The organism is Aeromonas sp. D3, assembly GCF_027705025.1.
Classification (GTDB): Bacteria; Pseudomonadota; Gammaproteobacteria; order Enterobacterales; family Aeromonadaceae; genus Aeromonas; species Aeromonas salmonicida.
This window is the reverse complement of the sequence record NZ_JAPDBE010000008.1, coordinates 89,995-113,832: the sequence shown is the minus strand read 5'-3', so window position 1 is coordinate 113,832 and position 23,838 is coordinate 89,995. Positions and strand designations below refer to the sequence as shown.

Genomic DNA, 23,838 nt, shown 5'->3' with positions numbered 1-23,838 from the left:
CCTTGTTGATGCTCTGGCCTCAGAGGCGAGCGAAATCATTAAATAGCGCAATGCCCATCAGTAACATCAGAATGGCGGCGCCGATCCTGAAACCCACTTCCTGAATTTTGTCTGATACCGGCTTGCCGGTGACTGCCTCGATGAGGAAGTAGACCAGATGGCCTCCGTCCAGCACAGGCAGGGGAAACAGGTTGATGATCCCCAGGTTGACGCTGATCAGCGCCAGAAAGCCGAGGAAATAGACCAGACCGTAATCGGCACTGCTGCCTGCCCCCTTGGCAATGGAGATGGGACCGCTCAGGTTATCCAGGGAGACGATGCCACCAATCAGCTTGCCAATCATGTCAAAGGTCAGCGTGGTCAGGCTCCAGGTCTTCTGGGCTCCCTGCCACAGGGCCTGCAAAGGCCCATACTGTAACAGAATTCGATACTCATCCGGTAATGGAACCAATTGCGGTGACAAGCCGACAAAACCGACCAGCTGGCCACGCACTTTTTTCACATCCGGAGTCAGGGTCAGGGTCAGTTCACTGCCAGCCCGCTCCACCACGACCTGCAATGGCTGCTCGGGGGACTGCTGGACCTGGTGCACGAACTGGGTCCACTCGGTGACCTCCTGCTCGCCCACCCGCTTGATGCGATCGCCCACCTGCAGGCCGGCTTTTTCACTGGCGCTCGCAGGCACTATGGCCTCGACCACAGGCAGTACCTTGCCGCCGAGGGGCACTATCCCCAGGCTGCCGACGGGGGACTCTTTGTCCGGATCGAAGGTCCAGCTATCCAGCATCAGCGTCTTGTCGACGGCGTAGCTGGCGCCTGGCGCCTTCAGCTTGAGCTGGACGGCCTCATCGCCCAGGTGGCTGATGAGGGCATAGGTCACGCTCTCCCAGTCACCGGTCGCCTTGTCGCCGACACCGACGATCACCATGCCGGGTTCAATCCCGGCCACCGCCACTATGGAGGCGGGACGCACCTCCCCCACCACGGGTTTGACGGCAGGGACGCCGATCATGAACATCAGCCAGAGGGCAAACAGGGCAAACACGAAGTTCGCCATGGGGCCCGCTGCCACTATGGCCATCCGCGCCCAGACACTCTTGTGATTGAAAGCAAATTGCTCATCGCCGGGTTTGAGCTCATCGACCCGACCATCCAGCATCTTGACGTAACCGCCGAGCGGGATCAGTGCCAGCACATATTCGGTGCCATCCTTGCCCATCCGGCGCCAGATAGCCTTGCCAAACCCGATGGAGAAGCGCTCGACCTTGACGCCGCAACGGCGGGCCACCCAGAAATGGCCAAATTCATGCACCGCAACCAGCAATCCGAGGGCGATGATAAAAGCACCAATGTTCCACAGCACGCCGCCCATCAGCCGATCACCTCGAGATCACATCCATTCGAATCACCGAAGGAGGCAGTAACAAAGGCAGGTTTGTCATTCCACAGCACAGCACTCATCAGCCAGTTACCTCGATTTCATGCATGGTCCGGTACCCAAAGGCAACGATAAAGGCAGCACAATGCCACGAAATACCACTCATTAGCTAAGCTCCTCAATCAAATTGTGAGCACGGGCACGGGCCGCACCATCCAGCGCAATCAAATCATCCAGCGAACCCACAGGGGAACTCCCCAGCGCCACCATGGTGGCCTCATTGACTCTGGCAATATCCATAAAACCGATCCGCTCTGCAAGGAAAGCCGCAACGGCCTCTTCATTGGCGGCATTGAGCGCCGTGGTCGCCGCCTGCCCTTGCTGACAGGCACTCATGGCCAGTGCCAGGCAGGGATAACGCTCATAATCGGGCCGGATAAAGCTGAACTCTCCGACACTGAAGAAATCCAAAGGTTCCACTCCGGACTCAACTCGAGCCGGGTAGGCCAGGGCGTGCGCTATGGGGGTACACATGTCCGGATTGCCAAGCTGAGCCATCACTGAGCCATCCTTGTACTGCACCATGGAGTGGATCACTGACTGGGGATGGATCACCACCTGGATCTGCTCGGGCGCGGCATTGAACAGCCAGCGCGCCTCTATGTACTCCAGCCCCTTGTTGATCATGGTGGCGGAGTCGACCGAGATCTTGGCTCCCATGGACCAGTTCGGGTGGGCGATGGCCTGGGCCGGCGTGACCTGTGCCAGCGCATTGATATCGGTATAACGAAACGGACCGCCTGAGCCGGTCAGCAGTATCCTGCTGATGCCCGCCCCCGCCAGATCGCAGTAGCCGGGCTGGCGCTGAATGGCTTCGGGCAGGCACTGAAAAATCGCATTGTGTTCGCTGTCGATGGGCAGCAGCTCGGCGCCATGCTCGCGCACAGCCTCCATGAAGAAGGCCCCGGACATCACCAACGCCTCCTTGTTGGCCAGCAGGATCCGCTTGCCGGCACGCACTGCGGCCATGGTCGGTGCCAGACCCGCCGCACCGACGATGGCCGCCATCACGCTGTGTGCATCGGGGTGAGCCGCCACCTCGCACAGGGCAGCCTGACCGGACAGCACCCGTGTCGCGCTACCGTGGGTCTTGAGCTGGCCCGCCAGTGCGGTCGCGGCAGCCTCATCCACCATGACGGCGAAGCGGGGGGAAAACTCGAGACAGTCCCGCACCATGGCATCCACGCTGCGAGCTGCGGTGAGCGCCAGTACTTGCCAACGCCCGGGATTGCGGCGCAGCACCTTGAGGGTGCTCTGCCCGATGGAGCCGGAAGCCCCCAGGATCACCAGGTTATGCATCAGAACTCCTGCTTGAGTAACAAACCAATGGAGCCGGAAGCTCTCAAAACCATCAGCAAGATGTGCATCAGAACTCCTGACTGAGTAACAGATAACTGAGCAGGAAGACTGGCAGGGCCGCGGTCAGGCTGTCGATCCGGTCGAGGATACCACCATGACCGGGCAATAGAGTGCCAGAATCCTTGATGCCTGCCTCCCGCTTGAACATGCTCTCGGTGAGATCGCCGAGCACGGAAGCCAGCACGGCCAGCAAGGAGCAGAACAGCACTATCGCCATCTTGACCGGCACGAAGCCCATGAACCAAGTCACACCGACCGCCAGCAGGCTGGCGGTAAAGAGACCACCGCACATGCCTTCGATGGTTTTACCCGGGCTGACGGCCGGCGCCAGCTTGTGTTTGCCAAAGGCCTTGCCGAAAAAATACGCGCCAGAATCTGCCGCCCAGACCAGCCCCATGACGAACAACAGGATCCAGGCCCCCATCATGGGGTCGTGATAGAAGTTGTAACCACGAATGGCCACCAGAGACCAGAAGAAGGGCACCAGGGTCACCAGACCAAACAAGGATTTGAGCCAGATGGACTCTTTCCACAGCCTGGCGCTCCGGGGATAGCGCAATACCAGCAGCAGCCCCAGCAGCCACCAGCTGACGGCGGTCCAGAGCACGCCCATCACCAGCGGATGCAGATGGGGAGTCCAGAGCTGATCGACCGGCAGCCAGAACAGGCTGGCACCGAGCAACAGACAGAACACCAGCGGCAACCATTGCTGCGGCTGGGCAGAGACGAAGCCACTCCACTCGCGGCTGGCCAACAGAAACACCAGAGCTGCCAACAGGGCAAAGAATTTCAACGGCAGGAAAAATAGCGCTCCCAATACCAGGGGAACAAGCAGTAATGCGGTAATAATTCGTTGTTTTAGCAAAAGAAACCTCTCTCTTGGGAGGGGATTTAGCCGGTCTGATGCTCGGCGATCAATTCCCGTATCTGTTCACCCGTACACCCGAAGCGACGCTCGCGGGCAACGAAAGAGGCAACGGCCTCACTGAACTCGGCCTCGTTGAAATCGGGCCACAATACCGGGGTAAAATAGAGCTCGGCATAGGCGAGCTGCCATAACACAAAATTGCTGATGCGATGATCGCCGCCGGTCCGGATCAGCAGATCCACAGGTGGTAAATCAGCCATGCAGACCTGCTCGGCCAGCAGGGACTCATCGATGGCATCGGCATCCAGCTCGCCTGCCGCCACGGCTCGGGCCAGCTTGCGGGCCGCCTGGGCGATATCCCACTGACCACCGTAATTGGCCGCAATGTTGAGGGTCAGCCCCTTGTTGTCTGCAGTCAAAGCCTCGGCCTTGGCGATCCTGGCCTGCAAGCGCTCGCTGAAACGGGCGGTATCGCCGATCACCTTGAGCCGGATCCCGTTGCTGTGCAGTTGCTTGACCTCGCGGCCCAGCACTGTCATGAAGAGTTCCATCAGGGCACTGACCTCCCCTTCCGGACGCCGCCAGTTCTCACTGGAGAACGCAAACAGGGTCAACGCCTCTATCTTGGCGCGCGCGGCAAACGTCACCGCCTCACGAACAGACTTCACGCCCGCCTTGTGGCCATAGACCCGCATCTTGCCACGGTTCTGAGCCCAGCGCCCGTTGCCATCCATGATGATGGCCACATGACGAGGCAAGGACGAATTGGCACAATCACCTAACGCTGCCAAAAGCGACATTCATTTCTCCCACAAAGACAAAAGCGCCGTGCAGGGGCACTACACGGCGCTCGTAATATACCTGTCAGAGGCTTAGATTTCCATTAGCTCCTTTTCCTTCGCGGCCAGGGCGTCATCCACCAGCTTGATGAAGGAATCGGTGAGTTTCTGGATCTCTTCCTGGGCACGACGGTCATCGTCTTCGGAGATCTCTTTGTCTTTGAGCAGTGCTTTCAGATCGGCGTTGGCATCACGACGGATGTTACGCACGGCCACACGGGCACCTTCCGCTTCAGCACGGACGATCTTGGTCAGATCGCGGCGACGCTCTTCGGTCAGCGGCGGCAGGGGCACACGCAGGGTCTGACCGTTGCTGGACGGATTCAGGCCCAGATCGGAGGTCAGGATGGCCTTTTCTACCGCCTGGATCATTGAACGGTCAAAAATGGAGATGGACAGGGTGCGGGCATCTTCTGCCACCACGTTGGCCAACTGTTTCAGAGGAGTGGCAGCACCGTAATACTCAACCTGGATACCGTCGAGCAGGCTCGGGTGAGCACGGCCGGTACGGATCTTGGACATCTGGGTCTTGAGCGACTCTACGCTCTTGGCCATACGGTCCTTGGCGTCGTTTTTAATCTCGTTGATCACAGTGGTTTTCCTTTTGGCGAACGAGCCATCACACGGCTCGTGTCTATCATATTTATCTTATTTGCCGATGTGGTGGATCAGCGTGCCTTCCGGCTCACCCATGATAACCCGACGCAATGCACCCGGTTTGTTCATGTTGAACACGCGGATCGGCAGATCGTGGTCACGGGCCAGAGTAAAGGCTGCAAGATCCATCACCTTGAGCTCTTTTTCAAGCACTTCGTTGTAGCTGAGCTCATGATACAGCACGGCGTCCGGATTCTTAACCGGATCCTCGTTGAATACGCCATCGACCTTGGTCGCCTTGAGCACAACATCGGCTTCGATCTCGATGCCACGCAGGCAGGCTGCAGAATCGGTGGTAAAGAAGGGGTTGCCGGTACCGGCAGAGAAAATCACCACTTTGCCGGCGCGCAGCTGGCTGATGGCCTCGGCCCAGCTATAGGAATCGCAGACACCCTGCAGGGAGATGGCAGACATCAGACGGGCATTCACATAAGCACGATGCAGGGCATCACGCATGGCCAGACCGTTCATCACGGTAGCCAACATACCCATGTGGTCGCCCACCACGCGGTTCATGCCCGCTTTGGCAAGACCGGCGCCACGGAACAAGTTGCCGCCACCGATGACCAGACCGACCTGAACACCCAACTCAACCAGTTCCTTGATCTCTTGGGCCATCCGCTCCAGCACAGCTGGATCAATGCCAAAACCCTCGGATCCTTGCAGGGCTTCACCACTCAACTTCAGAAGAACACGTCTGTATGCAGGCTTGGGATTGGTACTCATGTCACTGATTCCTGGTCATATAAAGACCGCGACATAAGTCGCGGTCTGGGGAAACGGAAAAACCGGTTCGATTAGGCCTTCTGAGCGGCCGCGATTTGGGCTGCTACTTCAGCAGCGAAATCGGTCTCTTGCTTCTCGATGCCTTCGCCCACTTCGAAACGGGTGAAGGAGACAACGTCAGCGCCTTCTTTCTTCAGCAGCTCGGCAACGGTCATGGAAGGATCCTTCACGAACGGCTGACCAGTCAGGGAAACCTCACCGGTGAACTTCTTCATGCGGCCTTCAACCATCTTCTCGGCGATGTCTTTCGGCTTGCCGGAGTTGATGGCGATGTCGATCTGAATTTCGCGCTCTTTGGCAACGACTTCAGCAGACACGTCTTCAGGCTTGACGAACTGCGGGCTGTTGGCAGCAACGTGCATGGCCAGATCTTTGGCCAGCTCGGCAGTACCACCGGTCAGCTTGGTGATAACACCAATGCGGGAACCGTGAACGTAGGTGCCCAGGTTGTCACCTTCAACCAGCATCACGCGACGCAGGTTCATGTTCTCACCGATCTTGGCGATCAGGTTGGTGATGGTCAGTTCGACGGACTCACCGTTACCGAAGTCAGCCGCTTTCAGTGCGTCAACGTCAGCAATCTTCTGGGTCGCAGCGATATCGGCGATCTTCTGGCCCATTGCCATGAAGCTGGCATCTTTGGCGACGAAGTCGGTTTCGCTGTTCAGCTCGATCATGACGGCAACGTTGCCTTCGGTACGAGCAAAGATCACGCCTTCAGCAGCGATACGGCCTGCTTTCTTGGCGGCCTTGGCCTGACCGGATTTGCGCATGTTCTCGATTGCCAGCTCGATATCACCAGCGGCTTCTTCCAGCGCTTTTTTGCAATCCATCATGCCAGCGGCGGTGCGCTCGCGCAGTTCTTTTACCAGGGCGGCAGTAACGTTAGCCATGTCCAGTATCCTCGGTCTTGAATTGACAAGAAACAGGGGCCACAAGGGCCCCTGCTAACCAATTACATCAGCTTGGTTAATAAGGGCTTTACAGTCCTTATCAATTACTCAGCTTCAACGAAGCCATCTTGTTCAGCTTGAACAACGATGTCCTGAGCGCGAGCTTCCAGTACGGTGTCAGCAGCAGCATTCAGGTACAGCTGTACGGCACGGATAGCATCGTCGTTACCCGGGATGACGTAATCAACGCCGTCCGGGTTGGAGTTGGTATCAACGATGGAAACTACCGGGATACCCAGGTTGTTGGCTTCTTTGATAGCAATGTGCTCGTGGTCGGCATCGACAACGAACAGCACGTCAGGCAGGCCGCCCATGTTCTTGATACCACCCAGGCTCTTCTCGAGCTTGTCCATTTCGCGAGTACGCATCAGCGCCTCTTTCTTGGTCAGCTTTTCGAAGGTACCGTCCTGGCTCTGGGTTTCCAGATCTTTCAGACGCTTGATGGACTGACGAACGGTTTTCCAGTTGGTCAGCATGCCACCCAACCAGCGGTGGTTGACATAGAACTGGTCACAACGACCGGCGGCATCTTTTACGGCTTCAGACGCGGCACGCTTGGTACCTACGAACAGTACCTTGCCTTTCTTGGCAGCTACGGAGCTGATGAAGTTCATGGCATCGTCAAACATCGGAACGGTTTTTTCCAAGTTGATGATGTGAACCTTGCTGCGGGCACCGAAGATGTAGGACTTCATTTTCGGGTTCCAGTAACGAGTCTGGTGACCGAAGTGAACGCCAGCTTGCAGCATGTCGCGCATAGAAACTTTAGCCATTATATACCTCTGTATTGGGGTTAGGCCTCCACACATCCCATGTAACCGACCCCAAAGGGGCACCCCGGTACAGGTGTCGATGTGTGTGTGTTATTGATTAAGGGTGATGAAATGTGGACGCAAGTTCCCCATTCCGGCGCGCTTTATACCATACCTTTGCTCAGGACACCACCGACCACAGTGCTAAAAATGGATCCCTGCGCGCAATGCTGACCAGAGGATTTGACGTTGTGATGACAATCACACTGGAAGTAAACGGGGGTTGGGGATAAAATTTTGGCCTGATTGCAAACGCATCTATTTTTCATTACCTGATTGTTGGGCATCGACAGGATGCGCAGTCAGGCCCCAAGAGAGATCCCATGTCCATTAAAATCAAGACACCGGAAGAGATTGAAAAGATGCGCGTTGCCGGCCAGCTGGCCGCCGATGTGCTGATCATGATAGCCCCCCACGTCAAGGCAGGCGTCACCACAGATGAGCTGAACACCCTGTGCCACGACTATATTGTCGACGTGCAGCAGGCTATTCCGGCTCCGCTCAACTACCACGGCTTCCCCAAGTCCATCTGCACCTCGGTGAACGACGTGATTTGCCATGGCATCCCCAACCACAAGAAATTGCGCGAAGGGGACATCATCAACTTGGACATCACAGTCATCAAGGATGGCTACCACGGCGATACCTCCGCCATGTTCATCGTGGGTGAGACCACACCGCTGCGTCGCCAGCTGTGCAAGGTCGCCCAGGAGAGCCTCTACGCTGCCATCAAGCAGGTGCGCCCCGGCATGTGCATCACAGAGATAGGCGCCCTGATCCAGCCCATCGTCGAAAAGGCCGGTTTCTCCGTGGTGCGTGACTACTGTGGTCACGGCATCGGCAGCGAATTCCACGAGGAGCCGCAAATCCTGCACTACCGCAATGGCGGCAAGCAGGAGCTCAAACCGGGCATGTGCTTCACCATAGAGCCCATGGTCAACAGCAAGAAATATCACTGCCGCATCAACCCGAAAGATGGCTGGACAGTGACCACCAAGGATGGCGGCGATTCCGCCCAGTGGGAACACACACTGCTGGTAACCGACGATGGCTGCGAGGTGCTTACCCTGCGCCCCGATGACACTATCGACCGCTATATCAAACACGGTTAACATCAAAAACCCCGGCGCCGAAGCGAGAAGGCACCGGGGTTTGTTTTTATCAGCCGCTGTGTATGCGTGCGACAAGAGCGTGAGATGCCATGGATGCCAGCCTGCTTTCCCCCCATCTGTTACCCGACGATCAGCTCACCCGCGAGAACTGCAAAGAGTATCTGGGCCGCTTTCTCGGCTGGTTGCACGCCCGTTTCGATGCCGGCGACAACATCATAGAGCTGGTTGCGACCCGTTCCGAATACATGGATGCGCTGCTGACCCGACTGTGGCAGAAGTTTGGCTTCGACAAGACAGATCTCAGCCTGATAGCCGTCGGCGGCTATGGCCGCGGCGAGTTGCATCCCCACTCCGACATCGACCTGCTCATCCTTTATGAAGGGGAGGAGCTGGACGAGGTACTGGGGCTGCGCATCGGTGAATTCATTACCCTGCTGTGGGATCTCAAGCTGGAGGTGGGTCAGGCGGTACGCAACGTGGCCGAGTGCATCGAGCAGGGCCGCGCCGACATCACGGTCGCCACCAACCTCATAGAGGCTCGTTTCATCACAGGCCGCAAAGCCGGTTTCGAGCAGCTCACCCTGGCCACGCGTCCCGAGCGCTTCTGGCCGAGCGAGCAGTTCTTTCAGGCCAAGCGCGAAGAGCAGGCCCTGCGCCACCAGCAATTTCTTGGCACTGCCTACAAGCTGGAGCCCGACCTCAAGAGCAACCCTGGCGGACTGAGAGACATTCAGACCCTGGCCTGGGTCGCCCGCCGCCACTTCGGCGCCACCACCCTGTTCGAGATGACCAGCCACGGCTTTCTCAACCGGGCGGAGTACCGTGAACTGCTCGATTGTCAGAACTTCCTGTGGAAGGTGCGCTTCGCCCTGCACATGGCCATCAACAAGGGTGACAACCGGCTGCTGTTCGACCGCCAGCGTACCGTGGCCCAGATGCTGGGGTTCGAGGGGGAAGGCAACAGCCCGGTCGAGCAGATGATGAAGCGCTTCTACCAGACGGTGCGGCGAGTCTCCGAGCTCAACGAGATGCTGCTGCAGCTGTTTGACGAGGCGATCCTCGGCAACACCGCCATGGACGTGCGTCGTCTCTGCGACGAGTTCCAGCTGCGTGGCCGCCTCATCGATGCGGTGGACTCAGAGCTGTTTGGCCGTGAGCCTGCTGCCATACTGCGGCTCTTCTACCAGATAGCCCAGCATCCCGAGATTGCCGGCATTCACTCCGCCACCTTGCGCCAGCTGCGCGAGGCGAGGCGCAAACTTAATTGCTGGCTGCAGGATTTGCCCGATTGCCGCCGCCTGTTCATGGCGCTGCTGCGCCACCCCAACGGCATCGGCCAGCCCCTCACCCTGATGCACAAGTACGGCATACTGGCGGCCTACCTGCCCCAGTGGAACCTCATCGTCGGCCAGATGCAGTTCGACATGTTCCACGCCTATACGGTCGATGAGCACACCCACAGGCTGCTCAAGAACATCCATCAGTTTCCCAATCCGGCCAGCCGTCAGACCCACCCGCTCTGCCACGAGGTGTTTACCCGGTTGCGCAAGCCGGAACTGCTCAGCATAGCGGCCCTGTTCCACGACATCGCCAAGGGCCGGCGCGGGGACCACTCAGAGCTAGGCGCCGTGGACGCGCTGGAGTTCTGCCAGCTGCATGGCCTGGATCGCTACGAGAGCCGACTGGTGGCCTGGCTGGTGCGCCACCATCTGCTGATGTCGGTCACCGCCCAGCGCCGCGACATCTACGACCCGGACGTGGTCACCGACTTCGCCCAGAAGGTGCGCGACGAGCAGCACCTCGACCTTATCTATTGCCTGACGGTGGCCGATATCTGCGCCACCAACGACACCCTCTGGAACGACTGGAAAGGCACCCTGCTGCGCGAACTCTATTTCGCCACCCAGAAAGCCCTGCGTCAGGGGCTGGAAAACCCGCCCGACATGCGACTGCGCATTCGTGAGAACCAGCGCCAGGCCAAGCAAATTCTGGCCCAGCGGGACGTGCCGGAAGAGGCCATCAACCAGCTGTGGAGCGACTTCAAGGCCGACTACTTCCTGCGCCACACCCCTGAGCAGATCGCCTGGCATTGCCGCAAGATCATCGAGCACGGCGACAATCCGGCGCCGCTGGTGATCATCGGCAAGCACCCGACCCGTGGTGGCAGCGAGGTATTTATCTACTGCCGCGACACACCGAATCTGTTTGCCACCGTGGCCTCGGCACTGGATCAGAAAAACCTAAACATCCATGATGCCCAGATCATGAATTCCCGCAGCGACTATGTGCTGGATACCTTCGTGGTGCTGGAACCCAGCGGTGAGCCCATCAGCCCCAACCGCACAGCCACCATCAGAAAGGCGCTGGAGAAAGCCCTGCAGGAACCGGGCAAGCTGGTGCTGCGCAACAAGCCGCTGTCGCGGCGCCACCGTCAGTTCAGCGTACCGACCCGGGTGGTGTTTCTGCCCCACAAGGGCGAAACCCGTCACACCCTGCTGGAGCTGACGGCACTGGATACCCCTGGCCTGCTGGCTCGTATCGGCGCCGTGTTCCAGCAGTGTGGCCTCTCCCTGCACGCGGCCAAGATCACCACCATAGGCGAGCGAGTGGAGGACTTTTTCAGCCTCACCACACTGGCGGGGGAGCCGCTGAACCAGGCCGAACAGCTGGCGCTGGAGGATCGACTGGTGAGCCAGCTCAACCCGCAGGAATCGGCGGATGAAGCCCCTGACGGCGAGCCGTTGACAGGCCTCACAAGGCGCCTTTCCTCATCCTGATTCTTCAAATAGAACAAGTGGTTGGGCCACCTGAGTATAATAAATCGCCATTCTCCTGAAGAAATCGGCTTGAGCCCTTAAAAACAATTGGAAAAGTGTGATACAACAAACCGAATTTTTTAAAGGAAACCTGTCATGACCGAGTTGCAACAGATCATCGAAGCGGCCTTCGAGCGCCGTGATTCCATCACTCCCGGCTCCGTCGATGCCGCCACCAAGTCCGCCATCCTGCAGACCATAGACCTGCTGGACGCCGGCAAGGCCCGTGTCGCCGAGAAGCTTGCCGGCGAGTGGGTGGTACACCAGTGGTTGAAGAAGGCGGTGCTGCTCTACTTCCGCATCAATGACAACGGCATCATCAAGGGCGACGATGCCCAGTACTACGACAAGGTTCCTCTCAAGTTCTCCGACTACACCGCCGAGCAGTTCAAGGAAGCAGGGGTGCGTGTGGTGCCGCCTGCGACGGCTCGCAAAGGCTCCTTCATCGCCCCCAATACTGTGCTGATGCCTTCCTACGTCAACATAGGCGCCTTCGTCGATGAAGGCACCATGGTCGATACCTGGGCCACTGTGGGCTCCTGCGCCCAAATCGGCAAGAACGTGCACCTCTCAGGCGGCGTCGGCATTGGCGGCGTGCTGGAGCCGTTGCAGGCCAACCCGACCATCATCGAAGACAACTGCTTCATCGGTGCCCGCTCCGAAGTGGTTGAAGGGGTTATCGTCGAGGAAGGTTCCGTCATCTCCATGGGCGTCTTCATCGGCCAGTCCACCCGCATCTATGATCGCGAAACCGGCGAAATTCACTACGGCCGCGTGCCGGCGGGTTCAGTGGTCGTTTCTGGCTCCCTGCCCTCCAAGTGTGGCAAGTACAGTCTCTACGCCGCCGTCATCGTCAAGAAGGTGGATGCCAAAACCCGTGCAAAGGTCGGCATCAATGCCCTGCTGCGTTCCATTGACGAGTAATACCTCTCACCATTGAGAACAAGGGCGCCTGATGGCGCCCTTTTGATTTTGGCGCCCCTGTCACAGGCAAGCCACATCGACTCGGTTAAGATAGATTGGTCAGGATCGTTTCAAACCGAGGAAGCCCGATGTACGAGAATCTGAAGAGCCTGGGGATCCAGGAACCCACCTCAGTGGACAGCTATACCCTGCGCCAGGAAGCCAATCACGACATCCTCAAGATCTACTTCAAGAAGCAGAAGGGCGAGTTCTTCGCCAAGAGTGTCAAATTCAAATACCCTCGCCAGCGCAAGACCATGCTGGTCGACTCGGGTACTCATGAGTACAAGGATGTCACCGAGATCAACGCCAATCTCAAGTACGTGGTGGATGAGCTGGACAACCTGACTCAGGGCGTACATATCCAGGCAGACCCGGATATCAAACAGAAGATACTGCGTGACCTGCGCCACTTGGAAAAAGTGGTGCAGAACAAGATCAGCGAAATAGAGCGGGATCTGGAAAAACTGTAAGCCAGCACCAGCAACAACAAGGGCGCCCATCTGGCGCCTTTTTTTTGGCTTGAATACGTGTCACACCACTGGCTCATGACGCTGATATCAGGTGTTGGCACCTCACGCCTGCGCACTGCTCCCTTGAAGCACTTTTCGATACAGCAAGCCAAGATGCCTGAATATTCCTTATCCAAGCTCTTTACCAGATCAAAGAGCGGCCAGCAAAAAGGGAGGCTTGCGCCTCCCTTTTCGGAACTCTGAAATCCAGGCAACAGGATTAGTTGCTCTTCATCCAGATATCCATGTCGGTTTTCAGGTTGTCGGACTTGGTACCGAAGATGGCTTGAACACCGGAGCCAGAGACTACCACACCGGCAGCACCCAGTTTCTTCAGACCAGCCTGGTCAACCTTGGCCACATCCTTCACGCCAACACGCAGGCGGGTGATGCAGGCATCCAGAGAGGCAATGTTCTCTTTACCACCGAAGGCAGTCACCAGAGCTTCAGACATGCCGTCCTTGCTTTGGCTGACAGTCTCTTCAGCAGTCTCGTCTTCACGACCCGGGGTTTTCAGGTTCATGGCACGGATAACGAAGCTGAAGACCACGTAGTAGATACCAGCGTAAACCAGACCCAGGCCTACCAGCAGCAGCATGTTGTCGGCACGGGGTGATTGAACCACGAAGTCGATGAAGCCGTTGGAGAAGGTATGGCCATGTACAACGCCCAGCATGTTGGTCAGCACATAAGCCAGACCAGCCAGTACGGCGTGGATGGCGTACAGTACAGGTGCGATGAACAGGAAGGAGAATTCAATCGGTTCGGTGATACCGGTCAGGAAAGAGGTCAGGGCAGCGGAGGCCATGATACCAACAATCTTGGCGCGGTTTTCCGGCTTGGCAGCGTGGGCAATGGCAAACGCAGCAGCAGGCAGACCGAACATCTTGAACAGGTAACCACCAGCCAGCTGACCGAAGCCGTTACCGGCAGCGCGGGAAGCGTCATCAGCGGTCAGGAAGCAGGTCATGATACCGTGGACAGTTTCACCGGCACCGTTGACACAGGTACCCGCCTGATAGAAGAAAGGCACGTTCCAGATGTGGTGCAGACCAAACGGGATCAGGGAGCGCTCAACCACACCGTAGATACCGAAGGCCAGTACCGGGTTCTGGTTGGCAGCCCAGTCAGAGAAGGCACCGATGGCAGAGCCAACTGGCGGCCAAATCACGGACAGGATCACACCCAGACCGATGGAAACGAAACCTGTGATGATCGGCACAGCACGTTTGCCAGCGAAGAAGCCCAGGTACTCAGGCAGCTGGATCTTGTAGAAACGGTTGAACGCCCAGGCAGCCACACCACCGGCGAGGATACCGCCCAGTACGCCGGTCTCGATGGTTTCAACACCCATCACAGGTGCCATCACCTTCAGAGTAGCGGTCATGATGCCGTAGCCAACGATGGCTGACAGACCAGATACGCCGTCGTTATTGGTAAAGCCGAGGGCAACACCCACTGCGAACAGCAGGGCCATCTGACCAAATACGGAACCACCAGCTTGCTCCATCAATTGGGAGACAATTTCTGGCAACCAGCTGAAGTGAGCGGCGCCCACCCCCAGCAGAATACCTGCAACTGGCAAGACCGATACTGGCAGCATCAGCGCCTTACCGACCTTTTGCAGATTAGAGAAAGCATTTTTAAACATGTGTGCGCTCCTGAATGAATTGTCTTCCCGTAAACGGTTCAGTCCAATTGATAGACGATCACGAGCATCATCTTCATCGGCATGAATTCGATTGGGGGTTGTTTATTTTGACCTGTTGAATATAACCCAGCAGATCTGAAATTTCTTCCATCAGGCGCAAAGGAATAAAAAATTTGGAGGGGAGATCACAAGATAATTCTGAGGGGAAATTCGGGGAGATTACAGATATATTTCGGCATTCTCATGCTACGCCACAAATATGAAAAGTGCTGTTTCGCATTGTATTTTAACCAATCATATTAATGCCGAAAGAAACGCAATGTAACTTAATGTAACCATTTGCTGTTTTTTCTATTTTAGTCTACCGATTAAAAAGGCCTCCAACAAGGGAGGCCTCAAATAAATATTACAATTTAAAGGCTGGAAAATATTCAGCCTTTTTGCGAACGTTTGACCGCATCAATAAAAATGGATTTAGCCTTGGTTGAACCGGCACGCTCGGCCTCACTGACCAGTTGCATGGCCTTGTCGATATCACCGGCTTTCACCGCTTTCTCAATCTGGGACTGATAGAAGGCTTCGGTCTCGGTCAACATGGCGGGCACGGGTTTGGCAGCAACCGCAGTTGCCGTCACCGCACTGGCAGCCACTGCGGCAGTTGCTGGCGCGGCCTGGCTCATCGCGACCTTGTCTGCGTACTCGGGTTTGAACACAGCCTCAAGGCCCTGCCCCTTGGCCATATCGACCACCTCGATCTGTACCAGCCCCCATGGTGAATGCGGGATCACGGGATCCGGCACTGCTGGCTCAACCGTTTGGTTGGCACGGGCGAAGGCTTTCGCCGGGTGCAATATGGTGGTACTGCCCGCCAGCTCGCTGGCCGGGGCATAGACAATCATATAGGTTTCGGCAGCCGGATTGCCCGGCATGCTGCGATCGACAAAGATATTGCCTTCAATCCGATCGTTATTCAGCAGGTGGGCTGGCTGGTAGCTGAACACTGACTCACCCAGCACCCGTGTCACCTTGAACTGGGCATCCAGCATGATCACTTGCGGCACCAGTACCGTCTTGCTTACCTGAGATGCGACCTTGATGGCCAGGTTGCCTGTGTTGGCTGGCAGGCGATAAGCCGCAAAGTAGCTCATCCCCTCGTCAAACTGAAAACTGGGTTGCTTGCCGTCGAGGGCCAGCAGGGTATCGCCTTCCGGCAAGGTCACATAGTTGAAGTCGTTGAAAGCATTGCAGCAGCTGGTCGCCTGTGAAAGCGCCTGCTTGGCCTGTTCGGCATTGCTCAGAATGGATGCGTGATCCTGCATGGGGACCACCATGCTACCGGAACAACCGGCCAACAGCGCAGTAACCACGGCTGCGATAGACATCTTTACCAGTTTCATTCTTCTTATCTCCATAACCCGGTTGCCGTTACCCGGCGAAACAAAACTGCCCCCATACGGGGGCAGTGACTAACTTAACTGAAAGAAGTGCTTACCACCAAGCTTCCGCTTGAACACCAAAGTTCCAAGTGTCTTTAGAAGTTTTACTATCGAAAGGCTTACCAGCCATATCGTTATCGTCAAGCCCAACGTAGGAGGCAAACACACGAATTTCAGGACGAGCCCAGAAGCTGGAACCGGCGGACCAGGCTTGAGCCAGAGTCAGCTTGTAACCAGAGTCCTCAAGAGAAGATCCATCAGTGGATTTGTTCTTGTCCTTGAAGTAGCCGCCTTCGAAGATGGTCTTGTTGAAGTCATCCCACTTGTACATGGGGCGAACAACGGCAGACATGGTTTCCCACTTGTCGTTGCCATCCCACATCTCGTTGCCTACACCGTAGACCAGCTGATGACCCATCTCGACCTTGTTACCCATTGGGATAACACCCCAGTTGATGAGACGGAATCCGTCAGCACCGTCTTTGGCTTCGGCACCGTACCAAGAGCCATCACCCCAGAAAGCAAAAGCTTTCGAGTAACCTTCCGTGCCGTATTGAACAACTGATTTGTTAAAGCCGCCCAATACACTAGCTGTCAATTCAGCAGTTAACATGACGCCATCTTTGGCATTCTTATACTGTGCATTAGCTGAATCCTTCTGAGCATCAGTCGGATTGGCAATCGCGTAGTCGACACCGACTTCCAGTGAAGCATCTTGCCACAATGGAATGCCTGCATAGCGCAGATCAAGGGTATTAACATTCAGATCATCATTGTAGTTCCAACCATCATCTGTTCCGCTACGATCATTACGAACCCAAGCGAAGGAAACCTTGCCAGGACCGGCTTGGATGCCTTCGATACCGGCACCGGCACCGGAGATGTTCCAGTAGTAGAAGTCAGAGATATGGATGTCGTGACGTTGATAGTAACGCTTACCGGCCCAGAGAGTGGCTTCCGGCGCGAAGCTCAGCAAGCCTTTGGCTTGCACGTTGAACTGACGCAAAGCAAATGTGGCATCTTCTTTATTGTCACATTTTGTCAGAACACCATCAGCAGCAGTACACTGAAAACGAGACTCTGTAGATTCCCAATCGTTAGAGCCATTAGAGGTCATAGCAACCATGGAATCAACGTAGAAAGTCTTGCCATCCTTGTTGAATACTTCCTGACCCAGCTGAACTTCGCCGTAAGTGTCATCTTCGTGACCCAGACGACCAACCTTTTCCTTTTTAATAACAGTCTGCATGTCACCATCTTTGGAGACACCGACACCTGAACGGAAGTAGCCGTGGAAATCAACGGCGAAGGCTGCTTGGGAAGCCAGAGCTGCGGTTACTGCTGCAGCGATCGGGAGCCACTTTGCTTTCATTTTCATTTTCATTTTCCTTATTCCCGCTGAGAGGAGTGTGATCCTGAATATCCAAGTTCTTATCACCATAAAAACGTTTAGGTGATAACCGAGGCCGATTATAGGTAGCCAATTTCGGGACAAACATGAGCTGATTCACAAAATGGCGACAAATCGCCCACCCCACACCCAAGAGGGTTTTATAGGACATGAGAAGCAATAAATTAGCAATAACTCACCAATTAAAAACACGAACAAGCAAAAAACATGGCTTGAAATCGCTATCAAACATTAATTCGCTTCGCTGATTAAGTTGAAAATACCCAAATCAATGACAAAAACATGACTGAAATCGCTTTCAATGCGGAACTTTTAATTTTCTTGCATGTCGGTCATGACAGAAATAAATGCTCGGCCAAACGAAGGGATGCCAGAAAAATAACCGGATAAAAAGTGGGAAATATGGTCAGTTGAGACTGGTCTGGCCCGGAAATAAACATCCCCCATGGGCAAACCAACGGGGGACAAATAAAGAACACAAGGAGGGGAAAACTAGAGTGTATTTTCCCAGCCGGTTAGCCAGGCCAGCGCCACTTTTTCCGGTTCATCGTCGACGGTGGCATCTATCTCCAGACGGGGCAACAGAGCCCTGGCCCCCAGCTCCTGCAACAGGCCGTCAAGCTGACGGCCGGCACCGCAAAAGTGCTCATAGCTGCTGTCACCCATGGCGATGAGCGCATAACGCCACCCTTTCATATAGGGAGCCCGATCGGCCAGGGCGGCGGCTAAGGGTTGCAGATTGGGCGGAATATCGCCCTGCCCCGTGGTGGCGGTGATCACCAGCAGGAAGCGGGAGGCGTCCAGGTCTTCCAGCACGGCCTCATCGAAAATCTGACATGCATGTCCGGCTTGCTGCAGATGTTCAGCCAGCGTCTCGGCCACCAGCATGGCTGAGCCATAGACGGTTCCCACTACAAGATCTATCTGAGCCATAACGGATTCCTTTGACGAGTATGGCTTCACAGCATGCCACAGCGCCGTCAAAGGCAACACCCTGTCAGGATGAGGGAATAGAGAGGATGATCAGTAGTCACTTTCACTGCCAGGCCAGCCCAGCTCGGCGAACAGCTGCAATAGATCAGGACCCAGCGGCGCCTGGATCCGCATCGGGACCTTGAGGATCGGGTGCTCGAAGCTGAGGGTTCGGGCTACCAGCAGCAGGCGTTCGCAGCCGAAGTGTTCACGAAAGAAGCGATTGTGGCGACCATCACCATGAGTGGTATCGCCCACTATCGGGTGGAAAAGATGTTCCATATGGCGGCGCAACTGATGCTTGCGACCGGTTTTCGGGAACAACTTGACCAGACTATAGCGACTGGTGGGGTGCTTCTTGGAAACTGCATGGGGCAGTTCGACCTGATGCAGGCAACGAAATGCCGTTACCGCCTCCTGGGCCGGGCGATCAGGATTGCTCATGGCATCGGCGATCTTGTCCAGCTGCTCCTTGAGGGGGTAGTCGATCACTCCCTGCTCCGGGGCCCAGCCCCGCACCAGCGCCAGATACTCCTTGTGTACCTGCCGGGCTGCAAAGGCCTCTGTCAGGATACGGGCGACGGCAGGATCCAGAGCAAACAGCAGCACGCCCGAGGTGGGGCGATCGAGGCGATGCACGGGGTAGACATGGCGGCCTCCGATCAGATCTCGGGTCATCTGCATGGCGAACCGGGTCTCGGCCTTGTCGAGCCAGCTGCGGTGCACCAGCAGACCGGAGGGTTTGTTGACCGCTACCAACCAATCATCCTGATAGAGCAGAGTCAGTTTCATTGCATCACCACGTCGTCACTCGGCTGCGTCTCTCTCTGAAAGCGCAAGGTCAGACTCATTTTTCCACCACTTTACCGGTCAGCAGCAGATCGAAGCGACCGATGAGACGCAGCAGGCTCGCCATCTCGGCCAGCTCGTTCTTGTAGACCTCGCTCGCCATGGGATAGAGGGAGACGCTGGTAGGCAAGGGGGCTTGCAGCATGACAAGCTGCTCCATGCGCGGGATCAGCACGAATTGCAGCCACTGATCGAAGCTCAGGGTATCGACACAAAACGGCAGCTCGCTCGCCAGAGCCTCTTTGCCAGGATGCTCGTCTTGCCAGCGCCCCAGGCGCTGCAACTCGGCAGTGAGTTCACCCAGCAGGCCGGCTACCAGCAGATATTGATTCATCTCGTTCTCTTCCTCATTACTGCGATACCGGCCTGACGCTCATCTGCATGGCAGATAACGGCTGGCCGGGTTCCTCAAAAAAGGGCGCTACTATACACCGTCCCCCTCCCCCTCTGCCATGTTCCATTGGCAAGCGGAACGCAGAACCCAGCCCCTGCTGGCTATCTGATACAACCGCTTTATACAGATTGACCCGCAGCGCCCTGATGCGTCTTTTTCAGCTCGTCACAAGGTGGCCTTGGTGCCCCCACTGGCTATCTGATACAACCGCTTTATAATCGGCCCGCATTACTCTTAGCCGGATCACATCATGTCTACCATCAATACGCTGACCGAGTTTCTGACCCAGGCCGATACCCAGTTTCAACTGTTTGACATGGGTCGCCAGGTGCGGCCGCTGGCAAGCGACGTCTTCGAACGCATAGAGCAGCAACAAGAGCCCTATCCCTGGCCACTGCAGCAGCACGCCTGGCTCGGCGTTCATTTCTTCCAGCCGGCAGAATCCCGACACTATCTCTGGTTCCTCAAGTTTGCACTCGATGAACGTGGCCTGCTCATCAGCAGCGGCCCCAAGCTCTTTATGGATCAAGTGGTCGAGACCCTCGGCTACAAGCTGACCGGCGATCTGGATGAAGAGAAGGCCCAGCGACTGGCCGACAATCCCTATACTTTCCGTCCTGCCGAAGCCAAGATGGCCAGCCTGCACGCCAAGCTGGCTCGCCAGCTGGAACAGGCTCCTTCCGCCTACTATGAGGGCCTGTGCCACTATCTGGCTGCGCCGGGTGACGAGGGCTGGCAGGCGTTGGGACTGCAAGGTTTTGCCGACATGGCGGAGCGGCTGCAGGACGAGCGCAATCTGGCGCTGGTGTGCAAGGCCCTGCCGAAGCTGCCCCAGGCCCCGCTCTACGCCCTGTGTCAGAGCCTGGAAAATGTCCCGCTGCCGCCGGCCGTGCAAGGTGCCCTGTTCGAGCGGATCGGCAAGGAACAGGAAACTGCCGAGCCCAATACCGAAACCCTGGCCTACCTGTGTCGGGCGCTGGCTTCCTGCAACGGCAATGCGATGCGCACCAACAAGCTGCTGACCCTGCTGCAAACCCAGCCAAGCCCGGCCTTGTTGCTCGCCATCGCAGGGCGCCTCTGGCCCGATCTCAAAGAGCCAAGCCTGCTCAGCCTGTTCCTGGAACAGTTGGCGCTGCAGCCGACCCAGTTCTTCAATCAGGTGTTTGCCGAACTGGTGACCCTGCCGACCCTGCGCAATGATATGCTGGCAAGATTGCGTGATCCTGAGCGCAGCAATGCACTCGGTCAGGCTATCGGACGTCTGTTTGCCTCGGCGTAACGGTTAATGGAATAACGGCCAGGTGGGCTGCCGCCTGGCAAAGACAACTCCAGATCACACAAGGAGCCCTTGATGGGTGAAATGCTCGGTATCTTGCTGCTTATCCTCGTCGGGGGCGCCTTCTGGCATCAGCGCCGCCAAGCGGAGCTCGCCTGGCAATACATGCGCCGCTACTGCCAGCATCACGATCTGCAACTGCTGTCTCTGGCACGCAGCCACCGCGCGCTGGCACACAGGCCGCTGCGACTATTGACCTATTACGAGTTTGAATTTTCCAGCGATGGCGAGAGTCATTATCAGGGACAGTTGCGCATGCAGGGACTGCATATAGTCGGCGTCGACCTGCCGCCCCATCGCATCCCCGCCCAATAAGGCCCCCGGTAGCCGGATACGAGGCCAGAGCGGCCCTATCCCCCGGACGTATGCCATCCCAGTAAACAAGACGCGGCGGATCACAACCTATAATGTTCAGGGATGTCCCCCGGGAGAGATCAAGATGGAATTGTTGACCCACGACCTGCCTGCCCTGTTCGCCCAGCTGGGCCTGCCCAATGACGAGCTGAGCCTGCACCGCTTCATCCACGAACACAAACTGGACAATCAGACCCTGCTGCCCGAAGCCAGCTTCTGGACCCCATCCCAGGCTGGCTTCCTGCGCGATGCCCTCTGGAATGACTCGGACTGGTCGGAAACCATAGACCAGCTGGATGTGCTGCTGCGCCAGACCGACTGATCCCTTCTTTTACCACCCGCTTTCCAGAGGAGAGCGGTTTGGTTAAGCTCTGTGCCCCGTCAAGCCCGTATCACAGCCCTACTGCGCAGGAGCCCCCATGTCCGCCCAAGAGATCATCCGCATCGCCAACGAACTGGCCGCCAAGGGGATCACCCCCTCCACTGCCATGGTCAAGGCCCGCCTCAGTCAGCCCGTTCCCATGGCCGAACTGCTCAAGGTGTTGAGCCAGTGGAAGCAGCAGCCCCAACCCACAGAACCGGCCCCGGCGAGCACCCCAGCCGCTGCCGATACCGGCACGCAGGCCGATGCCATCAACCTGCAGCAGTTGAGCGAGCAGCTCAACCGGCTCGAGCAGAAAGTCGACCGCCTGACCACCCTGCTGCTCCAACGCCAACCAGACTGAGCCCCCATGTATATTCTCGAACTCTGCTTTGAGTGCTATCGCGATACCTCCCTCGGTGAGGCCGAACGGGCCATCGTCAACTACCTGGACATGCTGCGCTATCAGGGCCAGATCCTGGGACGGGAGTTTCCCACCAGCATGCATGAAGGGCATTTCATCAGCCGGGTGGTCTGCCCCGAACAGGACAGCCTGCATCCGGACAACCAGAGCGAACAGGTCAAGCTGGCTGAACAGCAGCTCAATCAGGCGGGTCTGCTCGCACCCAAGCTCCAGTTGCAAGGGATGGATTTGCTCTCCGACAGCACAGACCCTTGCGGTCACACCGGCGAGCGGCCGAGCTGGATGCTGCTCTATACCAGTTTCCTGCACACCTGCTCGCCGCTGCGCTGCGGTGACCACTTCGCTCCCATACCGCTCTACCGGCTGCCTGCCGTCGCCAACGGTGATCACAAGCAAATTATCAAGTGGCAGGAGGATTGGGAGGCGTGCGATCAGCTGCAGATGAACGGCTCCATCGCCGAACACGCGGCACTGCACGAGATAGGCGAAGTGGGCAGCCGCCTCCATCGGCGCGGCAGCGATCTGGTCAAGCGGCTGGAGGCCCTGAGCGGCATTCCCACTTACTACTACCTCTACCGGGTCGGCGGGCTGAGCGTAGCCGAAGAGAGAAACCGCCCCTGTCCGGGCTGCGGCGGTGAGTGGGCACTGACAGCGCCGCTGCACGATATCTTCGACTTCAAGTGCGATCCCTGTCGGCTGATCTCCAACCTCTCCTGGGACTTCAAGGATTGAGCCTCCTCCCTTGAGATGACTCTACCTTGTGTCCAGATAGCAGAAGGGCCTTGCCGGATGGCAAGGCCCTTCTCGTCTCACAGGGACAGGATCAATGGGGCAGGGTTTCCAGCCGCGCGAGGAAAGCTGGCAGCGAGGGGGCCAAGGTGAGACGGCGACCGGAATCGAGCCACTCCAGCCATACCTGACCGCTCTCGTTGTCCAGCGACACCAGGGTCATCTCGTTGCGGGTGGTGGCAATGAACAGCGATGGCGTGCGCTTTAACTTGCGCAGCATCAGCAGATGACCGATGAGGTTTTCCCTGAGCAGGTCCAGATCCGCCTCGTTCCACGGCAAGACGAGCTCAAGGCGCAGCCCCTTGTAGGAACAGGGGATGGGGCGACTGAACCAGTGACCAAACAGCGCCTGGGCCGCGGGATGCAGCACCAGCTCCAGCGCATTGGCCATGGCCGAAAAATCGGCCGCTTGCTGGCGCTGGTGAGGGCGCCAGGCGACCCGCCCCTCTCTGGGCTCATCCAGCTCGCAAGGCGAGCGCCAGTCAGCTTCCCATTCACACAGGGGCAATCCCCGCCTTGCCTCACCATCACGCTGCCAGCGCAAAAAAAAGTGTTCCAGGGCAGACAAGACTTGATCCGACATCGAAATTCCCCACAATTGCTGCCAAAGTCCGCTATTGCACCATCAAACCCACGAGCAGACAAGGTGAAGCATGAGACGTCACCATCCGGTGGCGATCCCCTGCAATATCCAGGTAGGGGCAAGCGCCCCTGACGCTGCCGGCGCAATGGCCCATTCAACGTCC

At 57.2% G+C, this 23,838-nt stretch carries 24 protein-coding genes; 9 read left to right on the top strand and 15 right to left on the bottom strand.

From position 1 onward, the window contains the following. Positions 1-19: 19 nt before the first annotated feature. The 8 genes from rseP to rpsB form a co-directional block, all read right to left on the bottom strand. Positions 20-1,372, bottom strand: coding sequence for a sigma E protease regulator RseP (gene rseP / locus OKC28_RS07450; RefSeq protein WP_270688491.1), 1,353 nt, complete (start codon positions 1,370-1,372; stop codon positions 20-22). A 171-nt stretch (positions 1,373-1,543) separates the two neighbouring features. Next, positions 1,544-2,737 (bottom strand): 1-deoxy-D-xylulose-5-phosphate reductoisomerase, encoded by a 1,194-nt coding sequence (gene ispC / locus OKC28_RS07445; protein WP_005312085.1) that lies wholly within the window; start codon positions 2,735-2,737, stop codon positions 1,544-1,546. A gap of 67 nt (positions 2,738-2,804) precedes the next feature. Next, a complete protein-coding gene (locus OKC28_RS07440) occupies positions 2,805-3,662 on the bottom strand; it encodes a phosphatidate cytidylyltransferase (RefSeq protein ID WP_096118000.1) in 858 nt (285 codons plus the stop codon). A gap of 26 nt (positions 3,663-3,688) precedes the next feature. Beyond that, positions 3,689-4,465, bottom strand: a complete 777-nt coding sequence (uppS, locus tag OKC28_RS07435; protein WP_005312081.1) for a polyprenyl diphosphate synthase — start codon at positions 4,463-4,465, stop codon at positions 3,689-3,691. Between the two features lie 72 nt (positions 4,466-4,537). Further along, complete coding sequence (gene frr / locus OKC28_RS07430) at positions 4,538-5,095, bottom strand: ribosome recycling factor (RefSeq protein ID WP_005312078.1); 558 nt, start codon at positions 5,093-5,095, stop codon at positions 4,538-4,540. Between the two features lie 57 nt (positions 5,096-5,152). Then, on the bottom strand, positions 5,153-5,887 hold the full coding sequence (pyrH, locus tag OKC28_RS07425) for a UMP kinase (protein WP_005312076.1): 735 nt from the start codon (positions 5,885-5,887) through the stop codon (positions 5,153-5,155). A gap of 71 nt (positions 5,888-5,958) precedes the next feature. Further along, positions 5,959-6,840, bottom strand: coding sequence for a translation elongation factor Ts (gene tsf / locus OKC28_RS07420; RefSeq protein ID WP_005312074.1), 882 nt, complete (start codon positions 6,838-6,840; stop codon positions 5,959-5,961). A gap of 104 nt (positions 6,841-6,944) precedes the next feature. Beyond that, positions 6,945-7,673: a 30S ribosomal protein S2 gene (rpsB, locus tag OKC28_RS07415; protein WP_005312073.1), complete on the bottom strand. Its 729-nt coding sequence runs from the start codon at positions 7,671-7,673 to the stop codon at positions 6,945-6,947. A gap of 362 nt (positions 7,674-8,035) precedes the next feature. On the opposite strand from rpsB, the gene map reads away from it, so the two are divergent. The 4 genes from map to OKC28_RS07395 all read left to right on the top strand — a co-directional run bounded on the left by map (position 8,036) and on the right by OKC28_RS07395 (position 13,076). Further along, positions 8,036-8,824, top strand: coding sequence for a type I methionyl aminopeptidase (gene map / locus OKC28_RS07410; protein ID WP_005312070.1), 789 nt, complete (start codon positions 8,036-8,038; stop codon positions 8,822-8,824). An 89-nt stretch (positions 8,825-8,913) separates the two neighbouring features. Then, positions 8,914-11,601 carry a bifunctional uridylyltransferase/uridylyl-removing protein GlnD gene (gene glnD, locus OKC28_RS07405; protein ID WP_059112123.1) on the top strand — a complete coding sequence of 896 codons (2,688 nt, stop codon included), beginning with the start codon at positions 8,914-8,916 and terminating at the stop codon, positions 11,599-11,601. 135 nt (positions 11,602-11,736) lie between these two features. After that, positions 11,737-12,564: a 2,3,4,5-tetrahydropyridine-2,6-dicarboxylate N-succinyltransferase gene (dapD, locus tag OKC28_RS07400; RefSeq protein WP_256687729.1), complete on the top strand. Its 828-nt coding sequence runs from the start codon at positions 11,737-11,739 to the stop codon at positions 12,562-12,564. A gap of 128 nt (positions 12,565-12,692) precedes the next feature. After that, the gene (locus tag OKC28_RS07395) at positions 12,693-13,076 is read left to right on the top strand and encodes a DUF3461 family protein (protein ID WP_005312064.1); all 384 of its coding nucleotides are present in this window, start codon (positions 12,693-12,695) and stop codon (positions 13,074-13,076) included. 259 nt (positions 13,077-13,335) lie between these two features. Here the strand turns inward: OKC28_RS07395 and ptsG are convergent, their stop codons facing one another. From ptsG to OKC28_RS07365, 6 genes are all read right to left on the bottom strand, one after another. Further along, positions 13,336-14,766 carry a PTS glucose transporter subunit IIBC gene (gene ptsG / locus OKC28_RS07390; RefSeq protein ID WP_256687726.1) on the bottom strand — a complete coding sequence of 477 codons (1,431 nt, stop codon included), beginning with the start codon at positions 14,764-14,766 and terminating at the stop codon, positions 13,336-13,338. Between the two features lie 431 nt (positions 14,767-15,197). After that, the gene (locus tag OKC28_RS07385; protein ID WP_021139742.1) at positions 15,198-16,163 is read right to left on the bottom strand and encodes a MalM family protein; all 966 of its coding nucleotides are present in this window, start codon (positions 16,161-16,163) and stop codon (positions 15,198-15,200) included. A gap of 91 nt (positions 16,164-16,254) precedes the next feature. Next, complete coding sequence (locus tag OKC28_RS07380; protein ID WP_309295041.1) at positions 16,255-17,574, bottom strand: maltoporin; 1,320 nt, start codon at positions 17,572-17,574, stop codon at positions 16,255-16,257. Between the two features lie 531 nt (positions 17,575-18,105). Beyond that, positions 18,106-18,546, bottom strand: coding sequence for a flavodoxin (locus OKC28_RS07375; protein WP_270688480.1), 441 nt, complete (start codon positions 18,544-18,546; stop codon positions 18,106-18,108). A gap of 90 nt (positions 18,547-18,636) precedes the next feature. Then, a complete protein-coding gene (gene truC / locus OKC28_RS07370; RefSeq protein WP_059112127.1) occupies positions 18,637-19,377 on the bottom strand; it encodes a tRNA pseudouridine(65) synthase TruC in 741 nt (246 codons plus the stop codon). A gap of 55 nt (positions 19,378-19,432) precedes the next feature. Beyond that, positions 19,433-19,768 carry a YqcC family protein gene (locus OKC28_RS07365; RefSeq protein WP_005312033.1) on the bottom strand — a complete coding sequence of 112 codons (336 nt, stop codon included), beginning with the start codon at positions 19,766-19,768 and terminating at the stop codon, positions 19,433-19,435. A 310-nt stretch (positions 19,769-20,078) separates the two neighbouring features. On the opposite strand from OKC28_RS07365, the gene OKC28_RS07360 reads away from it, so the two are divergent. From OKC28_RS07360 to OKC28_RS07340, 5 genes are all read left to right on the top strand, one after another. After that, complete coding sequence (locus OKC28_RS07360; protein WP_265432982.1) at positions 20,079-21,107, top strand: DUF3549 family protein; 1,029 nt, start codon at positions 20,079-20,081, stop codon at positions 21,105-21,107. A gap of 72 nt (positions 21,108-21,179) precedes the next feature. Next, entirely contained in the window at positions 21,180-21,479 is a 300-nt protein-coding gene (locus OKC28_RS07355; protein ID WP_005312029.1) for a DUF3301 domain-containing protein, read from the top strand. A 124-nt stretch (positions 21,480-21,603) separates the two neighbouring features. Continuing rightward, the gene (locus OKC28_RS07350) at positions 21,604-21,840 is read left to right on the top strand and encodes a DUF2789 domain-containing protein (RefSeq protein WP_005312027.1); all 237 of its coding nucleotides are present in this window, start codon (positions 21,604-21,606) and stop codon (positions 21,838-21,840) included. Positions 21,841-21,937: 97 nt separating this feature from the next. Beyond that, positions 21,938-22,243 (top strand): hypothetical protein, encoded by a 306-nt coding sequence (locus tag OKC28_RS07345; RefSeq protein ID WP_021139351.1) that lies wholly within the window; start codon positions 21,938-21,940, stop codon positions 22,241-22,243. A 6-nt stretch (positions 22,244-22,249) separates the two neighbouring features. Then, positions 22,250-23,035: a Zn-ribbon-containing protein gene (locus OKC28_RS07340; RefSeq protein WP_021139352.1), complete on the top strand. Its 786-nt coding sequence runs from the start codon at positions 22,250-22,252 to the stop codon at positions 23,033-23,035. A gap of 91 nt (positions 23,036-23,126) precedes the next feature. On the opposite strand, the gene syd is transcribed toward OKC28_RS07340, so the two are convergent. After that, the gene (syd, locus tag OKC28_RS07335; RefSeq protein WP_021139353.1) at positions 23,127-23,675 is read right to left on the bottom strand and encodes a SecY-interacting protein; all 549 of its coding nucleotides are present in this window, start codon (positions 23,673-23,675) and stop codon (positions 23,127-23,129) included. Between the last annotated feature and the right edge of the window lie 163 nt (positions 23,676-23,838).